Origin of the sequence: Streptomyces caelestis (assembly GCF_001279005.1) — a bacterium.
Classification (GTDB): domain Bacteria; phylum Actinomycetota; class Actinomycetes; order Streptomycetales; family Streptomycetaceae; genus Streptomyces; species Streptomyces heliomycini.
On the sequence record NZ_LGCN01000222.1, the window covers coordinates 41640 to 63776 of the forward strand.

At 72.5% G+C, this 22137-nt stretch carries 17 protein-coding genes and 1 pseudogene; 12 read left to right on the plus strand and 6 right to left on the minus strand.

What is annotated here, in order from left to right; genetic code table 11:
* The first annotated feature begins 45 nt into the window (after positions 1-45).
* From ADK41_RS27600 to ADK41_RS27620, 5 genes are all read left to right on the plus strand, one after another.
* Positions 46-1071 carry a sugar ABC transporter substrate-binding protein gene (locus ADK41_RS27600; RefSeq protein WP_030831824.1) on the plus strand — a complete coding sequence of 342 codons (1026 nt, stop codon included), beginning with the start codon at positions 46-48 and terminating at the stop codon, positions 1069-1071.
* Entirely contained in the window at positions 1071-2639 is a 1569-nt protein-coding gene (locus tag ADK41_RS27605; protein ID WP_030831826.1) for a sugar ABC transporter ATP-binding protein, read from the plus strand. The genes ADK41_RS27600 and ADK41_RS27605 overlap by 1 nt, the downstream gene beginning before the upstream one ends.
* Positions 2640-2745: 106 nt before the next feature.
* Positions 2746-3201, plus strand: coding sequence for a D-ribose pyranase (gene rbsD / locus ADK41_RS27610; protein WP_030831828.1), 456 nt, complete (start codon positions 2746-2748; stop codon positions 3199-3201).
* 130 nt (positions 3202-3331) lie between these two features.
* Entirely contained in the window at positions 3332-4045 is a 714-nt protein-coding gene (gene deoC / locus ADK41_RS27615; protein ID WP_030831832.1) for a deoxyribose-phosphate aldolase, read from the plus strand.
* A gap of 110 nt (positions 4046-4155) precedes the next feature.
* Complete coding sequence (locus ADK41_RS27620) at positions 4156-4914, plus strand: GntR family transcriptional regulator (protein ID WP_030831834.1); 759 nt, start codon at positions 4156-4158, stop codon at positions 4912-4914.
* A gap of 613 nt (positions 4915-5527) precedes the next feature.
* On the opposite strand, the gene ADK41_RS27630 is transcribed toward ADK41_RS27620, so the two are convergent.
* Positions 5528-6958, minus strand: coding sequence for an endo-1,4-beta-xylanase (locus ADK41_RS27630; protein ID WP_030831838.1), 1431 nt, complete (start codon positions 6956-6958; stop codon positions 5528-5530).
* A 572-nt stretch (positions 6959-7530) separates the two neighbouring features.
* On the opposite strand from ADK41_RS27630, the gene ADK41_RS27635 reads away from it, so the two are divergent.
* The gene (locus tag ADK41_RS27635) at positions 7531-9006 is read left to right on the plus strand and encodes a non-reducing end alpha-L-arabinofuranosidase family hydrolase (protein WP_030831839.1); all 1476 of its coding nucleotides are present in this window, start codon (positions 7531-7533) and stop codon (positions 9004-9006) included.
* A gap of 148 nt (positions 9007-9154) precedes the next feature.
* Here the strand turns inward: ADK41_RS27635 and ADK41_RS39905 are convergent.
* Positions 9155-9949, minus strand: a pseudogene (locus ADK41_RS39905) (SDR family NAD(P)-dependent oxidoreductase); the annotation flags it as partial.
* A gap of 192 nt (positions 9950-10141) precedes the next feature.
* Between ADK41_RS39905 and ADK41_RS27645 the strand changes: the two are divergent.
* Both ADK41_RS27645 and ADK41_RS27650 read left to right on the plus strand, forming a co-directional pair.
* Positions 10142-10945 carry an SDR family NAD(P)-dependent oxidoreductase gene (locus ADK41_RS27645; protein ID WP_030831846.1) on the plus strand — a complete coding sequence of 268 codons (804 nt, stop codon included), beginning with the start codon at positions 10142-10144 and terminating at the stop codon, positions 10943-10945.
* A 359-nt stretch (positions 10946-11304) separates the two neighbouring features.
* Positions 11305-12075 (plus strand): ANTAR domain-containing protein, encoded by a 771-nt coding sequence (locus ADK41_RS27650; protein ID WP_051843410.1) that lies wholly within the window; start codon positions 11305-11307, stop codon positions 12073-12075.
* Between the two features lie 59 nt (positions 12076-12134).
* Here ADK41_RS27650 and ADK41_RS27655 read toward each other — a convergent pair whose 3' ends face one another.
* Positions 12135-12368 (minus strand): hypothetical protein, encoded by a 234-nt coding sequence (locus ADK41_RS27655; RefSeq protein WP_030831852.1) that lies wholly within the window; start codon positions 12366-12368, stop codon positions 12135-12137.
* A 242-nt stretch (positions 12369-12610) separates the two neighbouring features.
* Between ADK41_RS27655 and ADK41_RS27660 the strand changes: the two genes are divergently transcribed.
* Positions 12611-12919, plus strand: coding sequence for a hypothetical protein (locus ADK41_RS27660; protein ID WP_030831855.1), 309 nt, complete (start codon positions 12611-12613; stop codon positions 12917-12919).
* A 218-nt stretch (positions 12920-13137) separates the two neighbouring features.
* Positions 13138-13707, plus strand: a complete 570-nt coding sequence (locus tag ADK41_RS27665) for a DUF6328 family protein (RefSeq protein ID WP_030831856.1) — start codon at positions 13138-13140, stop codon at positions 13705-13707.
* Between the two features lie 151 nt (positions 13708-13858).
* Here the strand turns inward: ADK41_RS27665 and ADK41_RS27670 are convergent, their stop codons facing one another.
* Complete coding sequence (locus ADK41_RS27670; RefSeq protein ID WP_051843412.1) at positions 13859-15778, minus strand: ABC transporter ATP-binding protein; 1920 nt, start codon at positions 15776-15778, stop codon at positions 13859-13861.
* Positions 15779-16346: 568 nt separating this feature from the next.
* Between ADK41_RS27670 and ADK41_RS27680 the strand changes: the two genes are divergently transcribed.
* Positions 16347-17831: a glucose/sorbosone family PQQ-dependent dehydrogenase gene (locus ADK41_RS27680; protein WP_030831867.1), complete on the plus strand. Its 1485-nt coding sequence runs from the start codon at positions 16347-16349 to the stop codon at positions 17829-17831.
* Between the two features lie 75 nt (positions 17832-17906).
* Complete coding sequence (gene nhaA, locus ADK41_RS27685; RefSeq protein ID WP_030831875.1) at positions 17907-19784, plus strand: Na+/H+ antiporter NhaA; 1878 nt, start codon at positions 17907-17909, stop codon at positions 19782-19784.
* A gap of 12 nt (positions 19785-19796) precedes the next feature.
* On the opposite strand, the gene ADK41_RS27690 is transcribed toward nhaA, so the two are convergent.
* Entirely contained in the window at positions 19797-20699 is a 903-nt protein-coding gene (locus ADK41_RS27690) for an RNA polymerase sigma-70 factor (RefSeq protein ID WP_030831878.1), read from the minus strand.
* 186 nt (positions 20700-20885) lie between these two features.
* Positions 20886-22043 carry a cellulose-binding domain-containing protein gene (locus ADK41_RS27695; protein ID WP_030831881.1) on the minus strand — a complete coding sequence of 386 codons (1158 nt, stop codon included), beginning with the start codon at positions 22041-22043 and terminating at the stop codon, positions 20886-20888.
* Positions 22044-22137 lie beyond the last annotated feature (94 nt).

Genomic DNA, 22137 nt, shown 5'->3' on the forward strand with positions numbered 1-22137 from the left:
CCCTCCCCTCCTCGCACGCGCACTTCGCACACCCAAGGAGCCCCGATGTCCTCGCGTACCCTCCGCAGATGCCTCACCGCGGCGACGGCCGCCGCCGCGGCCGTCTCCCTCACCGCGTGCGGCGCCGTCACCGCCGCCGACTCCGGCGGCTCCGACGACGGCTCCTTCAAGCTCGCCTCCCACATCCAGCAGCGGATCGACGACGACAAGCCGATGCGCATCAAGCTGAGCTACCACGACCCGTCCCTCGCCTTCGCCACACCGATCGGCGCGGGTATGGAGCGGGCGGGCAAGGAGCTCGGCGCCGACGTCTCCCTCATCGGCCCGACCGGCGGTGACGCCGCCAAGCAGGTCTCCGAGATCCAGACGCTCATCCAGCAGAAGGCCGTGGACGGGCTCGCCGTCTCCTCCGCCTCCAGCGACGCCCTCAAGCCGGTCATCAGCCAGGCCTACAAGGCCGGCATACCGATCATCTCCTTCAACACCGACAACCCCGACTCCGAGCAGATGGGCTTCGTCGGCCAGGACCTCAAGGGCTCCGGCAAGGCCCAGGCCGAGGAGCTCCGCAAGAACCTCAACGGCGACCTCGCGGGCAAGTCCGTCGTCGTCTTCTCCGTCGACACCGGAGCCGGCTGGTCGCACGACCGCTTCAGCGGCTTCAAGGAGGGCCTGGACGGCAGCGGCCTGAAGATCGTCGGGCCGGTCAACGTCGGCAACGAGCCGAGCAGCGCCTACAACACCGTCGAGTCCAGCATGTCCGGCCAGTCCGGTGTGGTCGCCGTCGCGGGCCTGGACTGCTGCTCGACCACGGCCGCCGCCAAGTGGGTGGCCCAGTCCGGAAAGGCGGACGACATCACGATGGGCGGCTTCGACCTGCTCACCCAGACGTCCGAGTACATCGAGCGCGGGGTCCTGGACTTCACCATCAGCCAGAACCCGGCCGAGCAGGGCTACCAGGCGGTCAAGGTGCTGCACGACTTCCTGACCGAGGGCACCGAGATCACCGGCGTGGACACCGGAGCGCAGTTCATCACCCGTGACAACCTCGCCGACGCGACCGTGGAGGACTGATGACCGCCGCACCCCGCGACGCCTCCCCGGGAGGCCCGGACCGCCCGGCGGACCCGGGCGCCACCGGCCCGGCCGTCCGCATCCGGGGCCTGTCCCGCAACTTCGGCCCGGTCCGCGCCCTGCGCGACGTCTCCTTCGACGTTCCCGCGGGCGAGGTCACGGCGCTGCTGGGAGAGAACGGCGCCGGAAAGTCGACCCTGCTGAAAATCCTGGCCGGCCTGCAGCCGCCCAGCGAGGGCGGTGTCACCGTCTTCGGCGAGGAGGTCACCTCCTTCGAGCCCAGTACGATGCTCAGCCGCCACGGCGTGGCGATCGTCCCCCAGGAACTGTCGCTGCTGCTCGACCGCACCGTGGCGGAGAACGTGCTCAGCGGGGTCGAACCCGGCCACCGCTGGTTCCCCTCCCGGCGCCGGATGCTGGACCGCACCACCGAACTGCTCACCGAACTCGACCTCGACCTCGATCCGAACGCCTCCGTACGGACCCTGGACCTGGCCACCCAGCAGCTCATCGTGGTGGCCCGCTCCATCGCCCGGGGCTGCCGCGTCCTGATCCTGGACGAGCCGACGGCGATGCTCACCCCCGCCGAGGCCGACCGGCTGTTCGCCCTCATGGACAAGCTCAAGGCGGCCGGGACGACCATGCTGTACGTCTCCCACCGCATGCCCGAGGTCTTCCACCTGGCCGACCACATCCAGGTGCTCCGCGACGGCGCCCATGTCGCGTCCTGGCGCAGCACGGAAACCGACCCCGACCGGGCGGTCGCCGCCATGGTCGGCCGCGAGCTGGGAGACTTCACCCGCCGCTCCGGCAAGGGGGGCGAGCCGGACGCGTCCGTCGCCCCGGCGCTCCGGGTACGGGAGCTGAGCGGCCGGCGGCACCACGGCGTCTCCTTCGAACTGCGTCCGGGTGAGATCCTCGGAGTCGCCGGGCTGCCCGACTCCGGCCGGGTGGAACTGCTGCACAACCTCTTCGGCGGGGCCCCGGGCACCGGCGGCTCCGTCGAACTGCTGGGCCGGTCCTACGACCGGCGCAACCCGATCGCCAGCGTCGAACGCCGGCTGGCGTTCGTCCCCGGAGAGCGCCGCGCCCAGGGTCTGCTCACCACCATGAGCGTCGGCGAGAACATCGGCGCCCTCACCACGGGGACGTTCAGCCGGCTGGGCCTCATCCGCCGCCGCGCCTTCGACGCGGCCGCGACCGGGCAGGCGCAACGGCTGCGGGTGAAGACGGCCACCATCGGCCAGTCCATCACCAGTCTGTCCGGGGGCAACCAGCAGAAGGCCGTGCTGGGCCGCTGGCTGGCGATCGACCCCGGGGTGCTGATCCTCGACGAGCCCACCCGCGGCGTGGACATCGGTGCCAAGGCCGAGATCTACGCGCAGCTGTCCGCGCTCGCGGACAAGGGCCTGGCGATCCTCTGCTCCTCCTCCGACCTGCCCGAACTGCTCACTCTGACCGACCGCATCGCGGTGATGAGCCAGGGCCGCCTGGTGGCCGTCGTGGACACCGCCGAAGCCACCGAGGAGTCCGTGATGACCCTCGCCACCGGAGCGGCCGCGGCGTGAGCCCTCGCCCGTCCCCGCGTCCGAACCCGAATCCGAACCCGTACCGGGACCCAACCGCGGCCCACGCCGGCCTCGGGGCGGCCCGTATCCGAGAGGCAGACACACCATGAAGCGCTCCGGCATCCTCAACGCCGAACTGAGCGGAGTCCTGGCCACCCTCGGCCACACCGACCTCCTGCTCGTCGTGGACGCGGGCTTCCCCGTGCCGCGCGACGCCCACCGGATCGACCTCGCCCTCGCCGAGAACCTGCCCGACCTGCGGACCGTGCTCGGCCTGATCGCCGACGAACTGGTCGTCGAGGGCGTGGTCCGCGCGGAGAACGTCCCGACCCACAACCCCCGCCTCGACGCATGGCTGCACGAGCGCTTCACCGGCGCCGAGTTCACCACCCGCCCGCACGCCGAGGTGCTCGGCGGCCTGGCCCGGCAGGCCAAGGCGGTCGTCCGCACCGGAGCCTTCGAGCCCTGGGGCAACGTCGGCCTGTACTGCGGTGTCGACGCCCCCCGGTGGTTCGGCGGAGAGGGCGTCGTCGTGCCGGAGGAGTACGCGTCCAGGATCTGAGCCGTACCGACCCGTCCCCGGAGCCGGGCACCCGCGCCCGGCCGCCCCGCCCGGCGGCGCCCTCCACGGAGAACATCCGGCGGCCGATCCGCCGGACTTCCGCCGCCCACCACCACCCAGGGAGAACCCCGTGTCCCACACCACCGTCACCGCCGCCGAACTCGACCTCACCCCGGCCGAGATGGCGTCCTACATCCAGCACACCAAGATCGACCCCGACGCGACGCGCGACGAGATGATCGCCCACGCCCGCGAGGCCGTCACCCACGGCTTCAACGCGGCGATGGTGCCCGCCTCCTGGCTGCCCGTCGTGGTCGCCGAACTCGAGGGCACCGGAGTCGAGGTCGCCACCGCCCTCGACTTCCCGACCGTCGGCGTCATGACCAGCGCCGGAAAGGCCGCCGAGGCCGCCGAGATCGCCCGGCTCGGCGCGGACCAGCTCGACATCGGCGTCCAGGTCGGCTGGCTCAAGAGCGGCCGCTACGACGACTTCCGCGAGGACATCGCGGGGGTCGTCCGGGCCTGCGGCCTGCCCGTCAAGGTCATGCTGGAACTTCCGCTGCTCACCGACGCCGAGAAGGAGGCCGCGGTCGAACTCGCCATGGAGGCGGGCGCCTCCTTCCTGAAGAACGCCAGCAGCGGACAGATCGAGACTGCGAATCCGGCCAGCGTTCGTTACCTTGTTGACCGGGCGCGGGAGGGAGTCCGGGTCAAGGCGTCCGGTTCGATCAAGAGCTACCGGCAGGGTCTTGAACTGCTCCGCGCGGGCGCCTCCCTGCTCGGGACCAGCGCCGGCCTGGCCATCATCAGCGACAGCGGTGACGAGTCCACCGTCAGCTACTGACCGGCCACCACCGCCGTGCCCCGGCCGCGCCCACCGCGGCCGGGGCACGGCATCGACGTCCGGAGCGACGCACGTCCTCCGGTGAGAGCGGAGAAGGAGATGCGACCACGGTGACGGCCGACGAGCGGAGACCCCCGGGCATCAAACGGGACGTCCCCACGGCGATTCACGTCCAGATCTCGGAACACATCCGACTGCGTATCGCCAGCGGTGAGTGGCCGGCGCACTACCGGCTCAAGAGCGAGCCGGAACTGGCCCAGGAGTTCGGAGTCAGCCGCGGCACCCTGCGGCGGGCCCTGACCACGCTCATCGAGGAAGGCCTGCTGCGGCAGGTGCGCGGGCGGGGCACCTTCGTCACCTCCACGACGATCGAGCCCGCGATCGCCCAGAAGCTGAGCACCCTGTCCGAGGACTTCGCCAGCCAGGGGATCGTCACCACGACCTCGGTGCGCGAGTGCTCACTGATCGTTCCGCCGAGGCCCGTGGCCGCCCTGCTGGACGTCACCCCCGGCACCAGCGTGCTGCGCCTGGTGCGTGTCCGCAGGACCGATCAGGGGCCGGTCGCGCTTCTCTTCAACTTCGTCCGCACCGACCTCGCGCCCGGGATCGAGGGGGTGGACTTCACGTCCTCCAGCCTCTTCGGCGTCCTGGAGGGCACCTACGGACTGAAGATCGCCACGGCCCGGCGGACCTTCGGCGCCGAGGCCGCCGGCCCCGATGTCGCCGCCGCCCTCGAACTGGACGAGGGCGCCCCGGTCCAGTACCTCCAGCAGGTCACCTACCTCGCCGACGACCGGCCGGTGGAGTACTCGGACGTGTGGATCCACAGCGGCCGCCTGCGGGTCACCTCCCTGCTGCTGCGCCGCTGAAAGCCGGCGGCGCCGACGTCGGACCGGACGTGGTCCCAGGCTCCCGTGACCGGGTCCCGGCCCGGCAGGCCGACGGTGCGCAGCGCCGAGCGGATCCTCTCCGGATCGGTGGAGCGCGCCTCGCCGACCGCCACGGCCAGGGGCGTCACGGCGGTGAAGGCGCGCGCGGACCTCTCGGTCATGGGTGCGCCGAAGTCCGCCGCGAACATCCGGGCGGCCTTCCCGGCCGTCGGATCGCGTTCGGCCGGCTCGGCCGACCACGCGGTGCGGCGGATGAAGCCCCGGGCGTCGGCTGCCGGGCCGGGCCGGCCACGGACTCGGGGTCGGAAGAAGCCGCCGCCGAACCCGGCTCCCCGGACACCGACGGGAGCGTCCACCGGCCACGGGGCGGGGCGGAACCCGGCCGGCACCGGCTCGCCCGACGCCCGGGCTCGGGGACCCGGTGCCCGTGGAGCCGGAGACGGTGGACAGCCCGAGCACGTCGCACCGGCTCCCGCGCTTCCGCGGGGGCCGGACCGTGGTGACGCCGCCCACGGGGCCGTGCGGAGGGCGAGGGCCGCCACCACGGCGGCGGCCCTCGCGAGCATCAGCGATCTCTTCGCGGCGGAACCTGTCAGGTGCGGGTCCAGCGCTGGTTGCTGCCGTTCGTGCAGGAGTAGAGCTGGATCAGGGTGCCGTTGGCGGTGCCGGCTCCGGCGGCGTCGAGGCAGAGCCCGGACTGGACGCCGACGATGGATCCGTCGGAGTTCAGGCGCCACTTCTGGTTGTCGCCGCCCCAGCAGCTGTAGATCTGGACCTTGGCGCCGTTGCCGGTGCCGGCGGCGTCCAGGCACTTGTTGCCGTAGACCCGGAGTTCACCGGCGTCGGTGTACGCCCACTGCTGGTTGCTGTTGCTGTGACAGTCCCACAGCTGGAGCTGGGTGCCGTCGGTGGTGCTGGCGCTGGGCACGTCCAGGCAGCGGCCCGAGCCGACGCCCTTGATCTGTCCGCCGTCGGTCGGAGGAGGCGTGGTGGTGCCGCCGTTGAGCGCGTTGAGGACTGCGGTGTAGGCGGGCTTCTTGCTGCCGTCGTTGTTGAACAGCAGCGGCGTGTCCCCCGATCGCCAGGAGTCGCTGTCGCGCACGCCCCAGACGGTGATACCGAGGCAGCGCGAGACGGCGAGGCAGTCGTTGACCACGTTGGCGTAGGTCGTGGACGAGGCGCCCTGGATGTCGAGTTCGGTGACGGCCACGTCGACGCCGAGGGCGGCGAAGTTCTGCAGGGTGGTGCGGAAGTTGCTGTTGTAGGGGCTGCCGCTGTTGAAGTGCGACTGGAAGCCGACGCAGTCGATCGGCACGCCGCGCTGCTTGAAGTCCCGCACCATGTTGTACATGGCCTGGGTCTTGGCCCAGGTCCAGTTCTCGACGTTGTAGTCGTTGTAGCAGAGCTTGGCGGACGGGTCGGCGGCGCGCGCGGTGCGGAAGGCGACCTCGATCCAGTCGTTGCCGGTGCGCTGCAGGTTGGAGTCGCGCCGGGCTCCCGAACTGCCGTCGGCGAAGGCCTCGTTCACGACGTCCCACTGGGCGATCTTGCCCTTGTAGTGGGCCATCACGCCGTTGATGTGGTTGATCATCGCCTGGCGCAGTGTGCTGCCGCTGAGGCTCTGCATCCAGCCGGGCTGCTGGGAGTGCCAGGCCAGGGTGTGGCCGCGCACCTCCTTGCCGTTCTGCACCGCCCAGTTGTAGACGCGGTCGGCGGCGGTGAAGTTGAACTGGCCCCGCTGCGGTTCGGTGGCGTCGATCTTCATCTCGTTCTCGGCCGTCACCGAGTTGAACTCACGGTTCGCGATCGACGTGTAGGTCGAGTCGCCCAGCCTGCCCGAGGCGATGGCGACGCCGAAGTAGCGGCCGCTCTGCGCCGCCGCGGCGCCGAGCGTGCTCTCGGCGGCCTGAGCCGGCGGCGCGACCAGTGCGCCGGCCATGCCGAGGGCGCCGACGAGCAGCGTCGGCAGCAGAACGCGGATCTTCCGCCGGACGGCGGCTCTGGAAAGGGCATGAGAGCCCATGGATGTGCCTCCAAGGTAGGAATGACGGGCTCACCGGACACCGCTGTCATGGGGACCCGGAAGACCTCGACCGGCACGGACGAGCCCGGCCGGCCGCCGATTGACGCAGGTGCCGTGGTGCGTGAATCCGTCGTGCAGCCGTGTGCGGCTCTGTGGTGCGGCACCGTCTGCACAGGACGAACAGCGTTCGACATTTCGTACGGGGGTCGGTTTGCCACACAGGATGGTGCGGGGTTGACAGAGACTCGTCAACCCTCGCGACGAAAAAAGTTTCCGCTTCCAGTTCGAAACTTTCGAAGCCATAGGGGAGCGGCCGGATTCTTGAGCCGATCAGCCGTACCGCGCACCACCTGGGGCTTCCCTGCCAGTGCGTGGGCCCGTCCCGCCCGGAAGCGGGGCCTGTTTGCAGACAGGTCGGCGAAAGACCTTGACCGGAGGGCCTCGCCTTCCTAGCTTGTGGCGTCACAGAACCGGAATCACTTCGAAATTTTCGAACCCGTCCCCACCTCGGCGCGACTGCCGCTCCGCGGTGCATCGGCGTCACCCCACCCCGCCCCCAAGGAGGCCCTCTGATGCGGTTTCGCCACCCGTCCCCGGTCCGTCCCAGACGCTTACTCGGCGTCCTCGCGCCTTTGCTGCTGGTGGCCGCCTTCCTCGGCGCCCAGCCCGCCCAGCCCGCCGAGGCCGCGACCGTGGACCCCAACGCCTCGTACGTGCTGGTCAACCGCAACAGCGGCAAGGCCCTGGACGTCTACAACATGGCGACCGACGACGGCGCCCGCATCACCCAGTGGACCAGGAACGACCAGAACCAGCAGCAGTGGCAGTTCGTCGATTCCGGGAACGGCTACTACCGCATCAAGTCCCGCCACTCGGGCAAGGTGCTGGACGTCTACAACTGGTCCACCGCGAACGGCGGCTCGATCGCCCAGTGGTCCGACCTGAACGGCGCCAACCAGCAGTGGCGGCTGGCCGACAGCTCGGACGGCTACGTGCGGCTCATCTCGCGCCACAGCGACAAGGCCCTCGAAGTGCAGGGCGCCTCCACCGCCGACAACGCGAACATCGTCCAGTACGACGACTGGGGCGGCACCAACCAGCAGTGGCGGCTGGTCAAGGTCGGCGCCGACACCCCCGGCTCGTGCGAGCTTCCGTCGAGCTACCGCTGGACGTCGACGGGCGCGCTGGCGCAGCCCAAGCAGGGGTGGGTCTCGCTCAAGGACTTCACCGTCGCCCCCTACAACGGCAGGCAACTCGTCTACGCGACCACGCACGACACGGGGACGCGGTGGGGCTCGATGAACTTCGGCCTGTTCACCAACTGGTCCGAGATGGCCTCGGCCGGTCAGAACACGATGTCGAACTCCACCGTCGCCCCCACGCTCTTCTACTTCGCGCCGAAGAACATCTGGGTGCTCGCGTACCAGTGGGGCAGGACCGCCTTCTCCTACCGGACGTCGACCGACCCCACCAACCCGAACGGCTGGTCGTCCGAGCAGGTGCTCTTCTCCGGAAGCATCTCCGGCTCCGGGACGGGACCCATCGACCAGACACTCATCGGTGACGGCACGAACATGTACCTGTTCTTCGCCGGCGACAACGGCAAGATCTACCGTGCGAGCATGCCGATCGGGAACTTCCCGGGCAACTTCGGCTCCTCGTACACGACCGTCATGAGCGACACGACGAACAACCTGTTCGAAGCCCCGCAGGTCTACAAGCTGCAGGGCCAGAACCGCTACCTCATGATCGTCGAGGCGATCGGCTCGCAGGGCCGCTACTTCCGCTCGTTCACGGCCACCAGTCTGAACGGCTCATGGACGCCGCAGGCCACGACCGAGAGCAATCCCTTCGCCGGCAAGGCCAACAGTGGCGCCACCTGGACCAACGACATCAGCCACGGCGAACTGATCCGCACCAGTGCCGATCAGACCATGACCGTCGACCCCTGCCACCTGCAGCTGCTCTACCAGGGTCGCAGCCCCAACTCCGGCGGTGACTACGGCCTCCTGCCCTACCGTCCGGGTCTGCTGACCCTGCAGCGCTGACGGTACGACGGAAGACCTGCTCCGAGGGGGAGCCGGCGTGGCGGGCCCCGCGGGAAGCCGGGGCCCCCCCCCCCTGGTTCCAGCGGCCCCGGGCGCCCCGCCCCCCCCCGCGGGGGGGGGGGGCCCGGGGCCCCGCTCCGCTCCCGGGCCCGGCGTCCTTGCCGGTTCCCGGTTCCGCCATTCTCCGGTGCGCCGCCGCCTTGACGCCGTCCGGCAGCACCTTCCCCGCCGCACCCATCGCCTTGGCTTTCAGCGACCCGGTGACGGACTTCCTCTCGCCCTTCACGATCGCCGTGAACGCCTGCTCGGCGACCTGTGCGGGATCGTCCTTCTTCGAGGCGCCCATCCGGGTGTCGTGCGCCATCCCCGCCCTTCGGAAGAAGTCCGTCTCCGTCGCGCCCGGCATGAACGACGTGATCGTCACGCCGGTGTCCCGGACCTCCTCGCCGAGCGCCTCCGCGAAGGACTGCACGAACGACTTCGAGGCGTTGTAGACGGGCTGGAAGGGGCCGGGCATCATCGAGGCGACGGACGAGGTGAAGGCGATCCTGCCCGCGCCGCGCGCCACCATGGCGCGCAGCAGCGGCTTGGCCAGCCGGACGGTCGCGGTGACGTTCAGATCGATGACGGCCTGGTCGTCGGCGGGGTCGGTGTCCACGAAGGCGCCGCCCTGGCCGACTCCCGCGTTGAGGGCGGCGACGTCGACCGTGAGCCCCTCGACCGCGGCGAGCAGCCGTTCCACTCCCTCACGGGTCCGCAGGTCGGCGCGCACGGGACGTACCTGCGCACCCGTCTCCCGCAGGCTGCGCGCGGCGGACTCCAGCCGTTCGTCCTCGGCGTTGACGACGAGGTCGTAGCCGTGCTCGGCGAACTGCCGGGCCAGTTCATATCCGATCCCGGCGGAAGCGCCGGTGATCAGGGCGAGAGGCCGTGTGTCAGTCATGCCGGCCGGGTAACCCGCGGGCGGATCGCCAAGCCCCGGTGACGGAAAAGCGTCCCCGGCGCCCCGCGGGGGGCGGTGCCCCGTGCCCGGACAGCCGGGCCCGGGCGGTCTCCTTCATGTACGGGCTTCCGACCGGGGTACCTGACACCGATCACGGCATTCACGACCTCTCATGCGAAAGGTGACATACCGGTGGACACGCGACGTGACACGGCCCTGGTGACGGGGGCGTCCTCCGGCATCGGCGCGGCCTACGCCGAACGACTGGCCTCCCTCGGATGGGACACCGTCCTCGTGGCCAGAAGGGCGCAGCGACTCGACGACCTCGCGCGGCGACTGCGCGAGGGGACGGGGACCGCGGTGGAGACCCTCGTGGCCGACCTGTCCGATCCCGGCGACCTGGCAGGGGTGGCGCGGCGGGCGGCGGGCGACGACATCGGATTCCTCCTCAACAACGCGGGGATCAACGGCTACGGCCCGTTCGCCGGACTCGAACCGGAACTCATGACGAAGATCCTCGACGTCAACGTCCTCGCCGTCACCGCACTCACGCGGGCCGCGGTCCCGGCCATGCTGGAACGCGGGCGCGGCACCCTGGTCAACGTGGCCTCGCAGCTGGCCTTCGCGGGCGCGCTGCCGCCCGGTCCGCTGCCCGAGCGCGCGGTGTACGGCGGCACCAAGGGCTACGTGGTCACCTTCACCCGCACGCTCGCCGCCGAACTGGCCGGCACACCGCTGCGGATCCAGGTGCTGTGCCCCGGACTGACCGCCACCGAGTTCCATCGGTCGCGCGGCGACGCTCCCGTCCCGGGACGGGAGCAGGCCGTGCACGAGGACGGCGGCATGCCCGTGGACCAGGTCGTCGACGCCTCCCTGGCCGCGCTGGACACCGGCGAGGTGGTGTGCGTACCGGGGCTTGAGGACCCGGCCCCGGTCGACGGCCTGGCGGAGGCCGAGCTGGCGATCCGCACGGCGGCCCGCCGGGGCGGGAGCTGACCCGGCGCCACGGTGTCGGCGGTCCCGGTCACCGGCCGGCCGTTGGTGAGGCGGTGGTCGCGGCACGATCGTCGGCGTTCGCGGCGCGCCGCCCGAGCCGCTCCGTGACAGGGTCCGGGCAGCGACGCGTGAGCGTCCACCCCCCTGCCGGGAAGCCGAGAAGACGGCGGAGGAACGGGGCGAGGGAGTCGGTGTCCACCTCACCGCCGACGGTGGAGGACACGGCGCCGACGACTGCCCGGCGCGTCCCGGACCGGCCGGGATCGGCCGTGCCGGGTCCTGGCCGACGGCGCCCCGATGTGACGATGCACCCGGCTCCGCCGAGCGTCGGCATCTCGGCACCGGGTACAAGCGGTGCCATGCCCACGCCCGTACCCCCCACCGTCGATTTCGAGGCCGTCTTCCTCGGTTCGCCCGCCCCCATGGTGATCCTGCACACCGATCTGCGGATCCAGAACGTGAATCACGCCTACGAGCGGGCCACACGGCGGGAACGGGACGAGTTGACAGGCCTGCACATGTTCGAGGCGTTCCCGGACAACCCGCACGACCCCCGCGCGGACGGTGTGGCGAGACTCGGCGTGTCGCTGCGGCGCGTCATGCGGGACGGCGCGCCCGACACCATGCACATCCAGAAGTACGACATACCGTGGAAGAACTCTCCCACCGGTTTCACGGAGAAGTTCTGGAGCCCGGTCAACAGCCCGCTCCTCGACCCCGAGGGTGCCCTGGTGGGGATCGTGCACCACGTGGAGGACGTGACCGCCGTCCACAGGGAGCTGCGGAGGATCCGCCGGGCCTACGAACGCACCGAGACGCCCACGGCCCACGACGCCGAGGCCCAGAGCCTGTTCGTGCGCTACCTCGCCCACGCCGACGAGGAACGCGACCGGCTGGAACGCCTGGAGAACGAGGTCGATCAGCTGCGCCGGGCGCTCACGTCGCGCGCGGTCATCGACCAGGCCATCGGGATCGTCCAGGCCGAGCGCCGGTGCGCTCCGGACGACGCCTTCCAGATCCTGGTCGGGATCTCCCAGCGCACCAATGTCAAACTCCGCGAGATCGCGGCCGCACTCGTGCACCACGCGACCGCCGGGGACTCCGCTCCACTGCTGCCGACGACGTGGTGACGTCGCCGCCCGGTCCACCAGCGCGCGGGCCCCGGGCCCCGGCGGTCGCCGGGAACCTGTCACACGCCCGGTTCGCCCACCATGTCGGTGCGGATCCGCGCGAGGTCGCGCAGGTCACGGTCGGTCGGCGCCGCGCCCGGCCGGTCCGGCGGTTCCCGCTCCCCGAGCGCCACGAGGGCTCCCTGCGGGCCGCCCTCCTCGCCTGAGGGACGACCGCCGGCCACCCGGGCCCTGCCCTCCGGCAGCGCGAGCGTGACGCCGCCGCCCCCCGGCGTCCCGGAGTTTCCTGCCACGGGCTTCGTCGATCGTCTGCCGCCTCCGGCGGCGGTCCGGCACATGGGCGCGGACGGCGAGCGCCCCTGACCGGCGATCGAAACCGCTCGGCGACTCGAACCGGACGGGAAGGGGACTCGTGCAGCGGGCCGACGGCGAACCGCTCGCGCGTCGCACCGCCCCGGTCCACACCGGCGGACGGCGTGCGTTCGGCGTGGTGTCCGGCGGTCCTGGTACGACGCACGGCGCAGGAAGGAACCTCATGACCCGCGTGAAGCAGTACGCCGTAGCCGCCACCGGGCAGTGGACGGACCGGGAGGAGGGCCGCCGCCGGCTGCCCGCGGGCGAGGTGCACGCCTGGGAACCGGGCCTGAACCAGACCGTGTGCGGGCTGTCCCTGAGCCGCTCGGAACTGATCCGCTTCTCGCACGTGGTCTGGCAGGACACCTTTCCCGAATCCGGCGGCGCGGCGGACCGCGTCCGGCGCGTGTGCCCCCGCTGCGCCTCCGTGGCAGGACGCCGCGGCAGCGACGCCCGTCCCCGGTGGCACCGCACGAACCCCCGACCGTGAGCGGCCGGGCGGGAGAGCCGTCCGGCCGCGGCACCGCACGGGCAGGAGCCCGGGGCCGATCCGTCGGCCACGCCCCCTGCGTCCGAAGCCGTGCCTCCGCCGGAGCCGTCGGCCGTGTGTGACGTCCTCCGTTCCCCGCCGCGGCCGGGACCGGCCCATGACCTGCATGGAAGACGCCGGACGGGGCAACTGGTCTGCCTGGGACTTGGAGGATGCGGATGACCATGACGGAGCAGCCGGTCAAGACGGCGGGGGACGACACCGCCTGCTGCGCGCGCCACGACGGCCACGGTCCGGGACCCGGTGCCGAAGCGCCGGAAACAGCGCGTGAGCGGGTCAACCGACGCTGGAACGAGATCCTGCAGGAGACGCGGGTCACTCAGACGGGCGTGCAGATCCTCTTCGGGTTCCTGCTCAGCGTGGCCTTCACCCCGCTGTTCCGGGAGCTGGAGACGTTCGACCGCGTCGTCTACGTCATCACCGTGGTGCTCGGCGCGGCCGCCACGGGATCGCTCATAGCCCCCGTCTCCATCCACCGGCTCCTGTCCGGCCAGCGTATGAAGGACGAGGTGGTGGAGGCCGCCGGCCGCCTGATGATGTGCGGCATGGTCCTCCTCGCGCTGACCATCGGCTGCACGCTCCTGCTGATCCTCCGTGTCGTGGTCCCCGGCGTCCTCGCCGAAGCGCTCGCCGTCGGGGTCATGCTGTGGTTCGGCCTCTGCTGGTACGTGCTGCCGCTGCGGCTACGGCGTCGCGCCGCCCGGCGTTCCGTCGCCGACGACGCGTAGCGCGCCCGGACGCCATCGCCGTGGCCGGCTGCGACGGGCGGGGCGCCGGAGTCCGCCTCACGCCGGCGGCGCCCACCGTCCTGAAGGGCGGGTGAGGCGCGCCCACGAAGCCGACCGCGCCACCGCCGCACCCGGCCGGGAACCGGCCCGGTCACGCGGGTCCGGGGCCCGTGCGGGCCTGCGGCGACGCCTCCCGGCCCCGGCCCGACGCCGGTTCGGGCGGTCCCGGCAGCCCGGCGAGACCGGCTGCCGGTGGATCGTCGCCGGGGGCCGGGCCGGCGCTCTCGCCGAGGAAGCCGCCCGACTGGTGCCGCCACAGCTTGGCGTAGGCGCCGTCCGCGGCGAGCAGTTCCCCGTGGGCGCCCTGCTCGACGACGCGTCCCCGGTCGAGGACGACGAGCCGGTCCATGCCGGCGACGGTGCTCAGGCGGTGGGCGACGACGAGGGCCGTACGTCCGTCCATCAGCCGCCACAGGGCGTCCTGGACGAGGATCTCGCTCTCCGAGTCCAGCGCGCTGGTCGCCTCGTCGAGCAACAGGATCGGGGCGTCGCGGAGGACCGCCCTGGCGAGGGCGACCCGTTGGCGCTGACCGCCCGACAGCTTCACTCCCCTCTCCCCCACCAGGGTGGCGAAGCCCTCGGGGAGCTGCTCGGCGAACTCCGTGACGTGTGCGGCCTCGGCCGCCGCGCGGATCTCCGCGTCGGTGGCGCCGGGCCGGGCGAAGGCGATGTTGTCCCGCAGGCTGCGGTGGAACATCGCGGGTTCCTGCGGAACGTAGGCGATCAGTGAGCGCAGGTCGGCCTGGCGCAGCCGGCTGATGTCCTGACCGCCGATCAGGATGCGTCCGCCGTCGACGTCCGACATCCGCAGCAGGAGTCGGGTGAGGGTGGTCTTGCCGCCGCCGGACCTGCCGACCAGGCCGATCCGCGCGCCGCCGGGCACGTCCAGGTCGAGGCCCTCGAAGATCGGCTTCGCGCCCTCGTGCGCGAAGGTCACCGCCTCGAACCGGACGCCGGTGTCCTGCGGCGCGAGCGGTTCGGGTTCCGGCGGATCGAGCACGGTGGGCGGGTCCAGCAGCAGCTCCGTGAACTGCGCGGCTTCGGTCATCGAGCTCTCCAGACGCCGGTAGATCTGGTTGAACTCGAACATGATCTGGGTCGCGTTGGAGTAGTAGGTGAAGGCGACGACGATCTCCTCCACTCCCTGGCCCGGGCCGCCGAAGGCGACGGCGACCAACAGGCCCAGCACGTTGGTCAGCACGGACATGGGGGCGACCAGGGTGTCGACGCGCAGGTTGCCGTAGTCCCACGACCTCAGCGTCAGGCGCCGGGAGTCCGCGACCCGGCTGCGGTGCTCGTCGGCCTCCCGCCGCTCGGCCGCGAACGCCCGGATGGTCTCCATGTTCGTGAGGCTGTCGGCGACGTGGCCGGAGACCCGGGCGATCGCCGCCTCACGGTCGTGGACGAGCGCCTGACGGCGACGGATGAGGGGTGCGGCGCCCAGCACGGTCAGCGCGATCATCAGGAGGAGACCGGCGACGAGCAGCGGTTCGTAGTGCCAGAGGACGACGGCGCCGAAGGCCAGCGGCACGAGGCTGCCCACGATCCGGTACGTCATCGTGTCGACGAAGTCCTCGAAGCGCCTGCCGAAGCTCAGCACCCGTTTGGTCAGGGAGCCGGAGAAGTTGTCGTGGAAGAACGCGGCGTCCTTGGCGAGGAGTTCGTCCATGCCGAGCACGTACAGGTGCTCCATGCCGAGGGCGCCCACTCGGTTCAGGCAGTGCTGCCCGATCCGCCACACGGCCTCGGCGAGCAGCAGCGCCGCGCCGAAGCCCAGCACGTAGGGCAGCGCCGGGGCGAGGGCGAGACCGTCGTCGTCGGCGGCCTGCCCCGCCAGTTTCGCGACCAGCAGGGGGGCGACGTAGCGGATGCCGATGTTGCCCACGGCCGGCAGCAGCATGGCGGGCAGGGCCAGCCGTCGCAGTCGTGACAGTTCCCGGCCGTAGAGGCGCAGCGCGAGAACGACCGCGCTCCTGCCCGGCGCCTGCGCCCGCGTATCTGTTGTCGCCATCACACTCCCGGAGGTCGGCACTCGGAAGTCTTCCGTCGAACGAGGGCGCCGGTCCAGGCATTTACCACGTACGGGCGACAACCGGACACCGGGAGCGGGGCCGTCGGGTGGGCCGGGAGGAGTCGGCGAACACGGTGCGCGCCCTCTTCGGCGACGACGCCCGCACCGTCGAGCCGCAGACCGCCGGCGAGGGCATGAGCGGGGTCCCCCGGGCGTCCGGGGCGCCGTTCACGTACGGGGCGATCGGCGGCGCCGCCCCGGAACGCCACGCCGAGGCCGTGAGGAACGCCACCGTCTCCGAGGACGTCCCGGTCCGGCCGCGGCGCCGGTTCCGCCCCCGTCCTCCAGCCGACGCCGGACACCGGGGTCGCCGTGATGACGGTGGCCGCCCCGGCCCGGCGGCCGAGCCGGGGCGGCGGAAGGCACGGCCGGGCCTTCGGGCCCGGTCCGCGCCTGTCCCCGTCCCTGGCCTTCCCATGACCCGAACGGCGCAACGAACCGTCACCCCGGGTGCCCGGGCCCGGACGGAACGCGACGATCGGTCGGGGGGTGACCGGAAAGGACACCTATGCACCGCATACCGCGCGGGTCTCTGGCCGCTCTGATCGCCCTGGCTCTCGGCGCGGCGCTCACCGCCGCCGTCACCGGCGGGAACCCCTCCGGAGGAAGGGGCACCGGCACGCCCGCCCCCGCCGAGGCGGCGCGGGCCGCCTCCGGCACGTTCTCCAAGCGCGTCGTGGCCGCCTGCCTCGGCGACCCCCACGAGATCGTCCGGGCGCCCGACGGAGCCCTGTGGGGCACCGAGAAGAGCGGCAGGAAGGTCACCCGCGTGGACCCGGCGTCCGGCGCCAAGCCCACCCTGCTCGGCCTGCCGCAGGCCGTCCACGGCGAGGGCGGGCAGGACGGCGTGCTCGGCATGGCCGTCGAGCGGCGCGAGGACGGCGGGGCGTACGCGTACATCGCCTACAGCTACGACATCGATCCCGCCCCGGCCGTGCGGGCCCGCACCAGGATCGAGCGCTGCACCCACGACGCCGGCCGCGAGCGGCTGCACAGCCCGAAGGCCGTCATCGCCGGCATGCCGTCCGGCAACGACCACCAGTCGGCGCGGCTGCGCCCGGGCCCGGACGGCAAGCTGTACCACACCATCGGCGACCAGGGCGTGAACCGGTTCGGCGACTTCTGCCGGTCCAGCTACGCCGTGCGGCTGCCCACCGCCCACGAGGTGGAGGGCCGGGACCGGACCGCCTACCGGGGCAAGACCCTGCGGCTGAACACCGACGGCTCCGTCCCCGCGGACAATCCGGTCCTCGACGGCGTGCGCAGCCACGTCCACACCTACGGGCACCGCAACGCGCGGGGCCTGGCCTTCGGCCCCGACGGCACGCTCCACTCGAACGAGCAGGGCCCGAAGACCGACGACGAGATCAACATCCTGCGCGGGGGCGCCGACTACGGCTGGCCGGACGTCTCGGGCCACCGCGACGACAAGGCGTACGTGTACGCCGACTGGTCCGCGTCGTGGCCGACGCCGTGCGACGAGCCGACCCTCAGCGACTTCGAGATCCCCGCGTCGGTCCCGGTGCAGCGGGAGTCCGACTTCACCGGGCCCTTCGTACGGCCGATCCACACCTTCGGCGCCGTCGGCTCGAACTTCGACTTCCAGGACCCCAGGTGCGCCCGGGGCGAGAGGTGGTCGGTGTGCCGGCCCACCATCGCGCCCTCGAGCTCCGAGCACTACGGGACGTCCAGGAAGTCCGCCGACGCCACCGGTGAGGGCCTGCCCGGCCGGGACGACTCCCTGGTGATGACCATCCTCGAGGACGGCACCGTCTACCGCATCGACCTCGCCCCGGACGGCCAGGACGTCAGCGGGATCACCGAGCTCATCACGGAGGAGAACCGCTTCCGCGACACGGAGTTCAGCGCCGACGGCATGTCCCTCTTCGTCGCGACCGACTCCGCCGGTCCCGTCCGTGACGAGCGGGGCGCCCCGTCCACCGGCCCCCTGGAGAACCCGGGAGCGATCATCGAGTACCGCTTCCAGGGCTGAGACGCCGCCGAGGGGCGAGGGCCGACGGCCCTCGCCCCGCCCCGGACGGAGCAGCCGGCCAGGAAGGGGGACCCCGTGAAACGCACGAAGAACGAGCCGCCCGCCCAGACCAGGGCCCGGCGGCGTTCGCTGGCGGCCCAGCTCGCCGATCCGGTACGCACCTACCTGGCCACCGAAGCGGGCAGCGCCGGGCTGCTCCTGGCGGCCGTCGTGGTGGCCCTGGGATGGGCCAACTCGCCCTGGTCCGGGGGGTACGAGTCGCTCTGGGCGACCGAGGCGTCCGTGTCGCTCGGCGACGCCGAACTCTCCATGGACCTGAAGCACTGGGTGAGCGACGGCCTGATGGCCCTCTTCTTCTTCGTCGTCGGCCTGGAGGTCCGCTACGAGGCCTCGGTCGGCTCACTGGCCGGCCGCCGCCGCGTTCTGCTCCCGGCCGCGGCCGGTGTCGGCGGCATGGTCGTTCCGGCGGTGTTCTACCTGGCGATCGCCCCCTGGGGCGAGGCCGCCGGCGGCTGGGGCACGGTCATCGGCACCGACACGGCCTTCATGCTCGGGGCGCTCGCCGTGGTGGGGCCCCGGTTCGTCACCCAGCTGCGTGTCTTCCTGCTGGCCGTCACCGTCATCGACGACATCGTGGCCGTCAGCGTGATCGGCCTGGTCTACTCGGACACGGTCCACCCGCTGCCGCTGCTGGCGGCACTCGCCCTCGGCGCGGTCCTCGCCGCGCTGACCCCGCTGGGCGCCTGGCGCGCGGCGCCGTACCTCCTCGTCGTGCTCGCGCTGTGGCTCGCCACCCTCGCGTCCGGTCTCCACGCCTCCATCGCCGGCATGCTCGGCGGTCTCCTCATCCCCGCCCACGCCCCCGCGCCCGAGGCCGTGGACCGCGCCACCCGGCTCGCCCGCGCCTTCCGCCAGTCGCCCCGCGCCGACGTGGGGCTGTCGGCACGCCTGGGGCTGCAACGGGCGGTCTCGGTCAACGAGCGGCTGCAGCTGATGCTGCACCCCTGGGCGAGCTATGTGGTCGTCCCGCTGTTCGCCCTGGCCAACGCCGGCATCGACCTGCGCGGGGGCGTCCTGGGCAGCGCCCTGTCCTCCCGGCTCACCTGGGCCGTCGTCGTCGGCCTCGTGGCCGGGAAGCTCCTGGGCGTGTGGGGCGGGGCCCGGCTCGGCACCCGCCTCCGCCTCGGGGGGCTCCCCCAGGGAGTGGGCCCGGGACACGTCGTGGGCGGTGCCGTGCTGTCCGGGATCGGCTTCACCGTCTCCCTGCTGATCGCCGGTCTCGCCTTCGACGACCCGGCCCTGCGCGACCGGGCGGTCGTCGGTGTCCTGCTGGCCGCCGTGTTCGCCACCGCCCTGGGGTGGCTCGCGTTCCACCTCGCCGCCGTCCTGCGCGGCGAGACGGACGCCGACCTGCCCCGGGTCCTCGACCGCCCGGTCGACCCGGCCAGGGACCACATCGTCGGCCCCGTGGACGCGCCCCTCACCCTGGTGGAGTACGGCGACTTCGAATGCCCCTACTGCGCCCGCGCCACCGGCGTCACCAGGGAGCTGCGGGAGCGCTTCGGCGACCGGTTCCGTTACGTCTTCCGGCACCTGCCGCTCCCCGACGTCCACCCGCACGCCGTGCTCGCCTCCCGGGCCGCCGTCGCCGCCGCCGCGCAGGGACGCTTCTGGCAGATGCACGACCTGCTGTACGAGCACCAGGACCGGCTGGAGTTCGAGGACATCGCCGCGTACGCCATCGAGATCGGGCTCGACATCGAACGGTTCCTCGAGGACATCGACGACGAGGGGACCGCCGAGCGGGTGCGGGCCGACGCGGCCGGCGCCGAGGCCAGTGGCGCCCGCGGCACGCCGACCTTCTTCGTCGGCGACCGGCGGCACACCGGCCCGTACGACGCGCAGACGCTCGCCGGCGAGCTGGAGGAGTCCGAGGCCCGCGCCTCCCCCTAGGGCCTGCCGTCCTCACCGGCGCAGGCTGGTCTCCCGCCGCATGTACGACAGCTTCTCGGGGTTGCGGACGGCGTAGAGGCCGGTGATGAGGCCGTCGTCGACGCGCACCGCGAGGACGGTGTCGAGCGCGCCGTCGAGCCGGGCGATCAGGGCGGGGCTGCCGTTGACCTCCGCCGGCCGCAACGCCACCTCGGCGGTGATCCTGCCCAGCCCGCCCTGCAGCAGACGGGCCACCTTGTCCGCTCCCACGATCGGCCTGAGGACGGCCTGCTTGACACCGCCGCCGTCGCCCAGGAGGACGACGTCCGGCGCCAGGACGTCGAGCAGGCCCTGCAGGTCGCCCGTCTCGACCGCCCGCCGGAAGGCGTCGAGGGCGTCCCGCGTCTCGGCCGGTGACACGGGCCCGCGCGGCCGGCGCGCCGCGACGTGCGCCCGCGCCCGGTGCGCGATCTGCCGGACCGCGGCCGGTCTCCTGTCGACGGCCTCGGCGATCTCGTCATACGCGAGGCCGAACACCTCGCGCAGCACGAACACCGCCCGCTCGGTGGGTGCGAGCGTCTCCAGCACCAGCAGCATCGCCATCGACACGCTGTCGGCGAGCTCGGCGTCCTCGGCCACGTCCGGCGCGGTGAGCAGCGGCTCGGGGAGCCAGGAGCCGACGTAGGACTCCTTGCGGCGGCCGAGCGTGCGCAGCCTGCTCAGCGCCTGGCGGGTGGTGATCCGCACGAGGTACGCCCGCCGGTCCCGCACCGTCTCGAGGTCGACGCCCGCCCAGCGCAGCCAGGTCTCCTGCAGCACGTCCTCGGCGTCGGCGGCCGAGCCGAGCATCTCGTAGGCGACGGTGAACAGCAGGTTGCGGTGGGCGACGAACGCCTCGGTCGCGTCGTCCGTGTGCTCTGTTCGCGTGATCTCCACCGGCTGCTCCCGCCTGCTCGTCCTGCTCGTCCTGCACGGTCCCACGCACACAGGACGCCGGCCGCCGCGATTCTGTGACAGGTGCGGGGAGGGATCGTCCGGGACCGGCCGTCCGCCCCGGCGTCCGGCCGTGTCGCGACCGGGCGCCGGGGCGGACGCCGGCCGGGGGTCCCGGCCGGCGGTCCGTCAGCAGTCGAGGGGAGCGGACCCGACGGCCACGTCGTCGAACCACAGCGTGTCGTCACCCGCGCCGTAGCTCTCCCAGCCCAGTCGCAGGGCGGTGGGACGGGGCGGGACGGTACGGGCGAGCCATTGCCGGTCGACGTCCTGCGTCGGCACGCCGTCGGCGTGCAGGCCCGGGACCGGCTCGTCGCCGAGCCAGGTGTCGAGTGCGGGGGCCGTCGTGTCGATCGCGAAGCGCAGGCACTGCCAGCTTCCCGTCGGCAGCGGCCGGCTCAGCGCCACGCCGGCCGGGCTCTGCTCCGGCAGGGTGGCGTCGTCGCTCTCCCGGTTCCACTGCAGGGCGCCGTTCTGGCCGCCGACGCGCAGGCTCCGCCCGTTCTGGGAGGTGTCGGGCAGGGAGACGAAGGTGACGTGGGCGGAGGGGAGCGCGGTGGTGTGCCTCACCCACATGCGCACGTGCACCACCGGACCGACCGAGGAGAGGTCCGCGGTGGCGGCGACGAAGGCGTGGTTGCAGTAGCCGGCCCGGCCGTCGACCCGCAGCGACCGGCTGCCGCCGTGCGCGACGGCGGTGTCGACGGCGGCCGTCCCGGCGCCCTGGCAGTCGGGTGCGGTGAACCGCCAGTCGCCGGACGGGGTGGAGCCGGTCTGGTCCTCGAAGTCCGAGCAGATCACCGTGCCGGCGCAGTCCTCGCCCGGTGGCGGGGTGGTGGTGGGGGGTGTGGTCGGCGGCGTGGTGCCGTCGTCTCCGCACGGCACGCCGTTGAGGGCGAAGTCGCTCGGCGCGGGGTCGGCCGAACGCCAGGTCCCCTGCAGGCCGAACTCGGCGGCGCCTCCCGTGGGCAGGGCGCCGTTCCAGTTCTTACTGGTGGCGACGACGGATCCGCCGGTCTGGGTGACGGTCGCGTTCCACGCCGAGGTCACCCGCTGGTCGCCGGTGTAGGTCCAGCTCAGCCGCCAGCCGTCGAGCGCCGGGCCGAGGTTGGTGACCTTGATCTGCGCGGTGTAGCCGTCGGCCCACTTGTTCACGGTGTAGTCGACCCGGCAGCCGGTATCCGCACCGCTCGCGGGCATCACCGTGAGGGCGGACGCCGACAGCACGGCCGCGGTGAGGGCCGCCGTCCAGGGCCGGCGCGGTAATCGTGCGAGAAGGGCGCGCACTTGTACCTCCGAGGTGGGGGTGGGGTGGGGGTGGGGGTGGGGCGTACGAGGTGCGGAAGCGCTCCCCGTCGGTGGGGCGGGGGGCCGGGCCGCC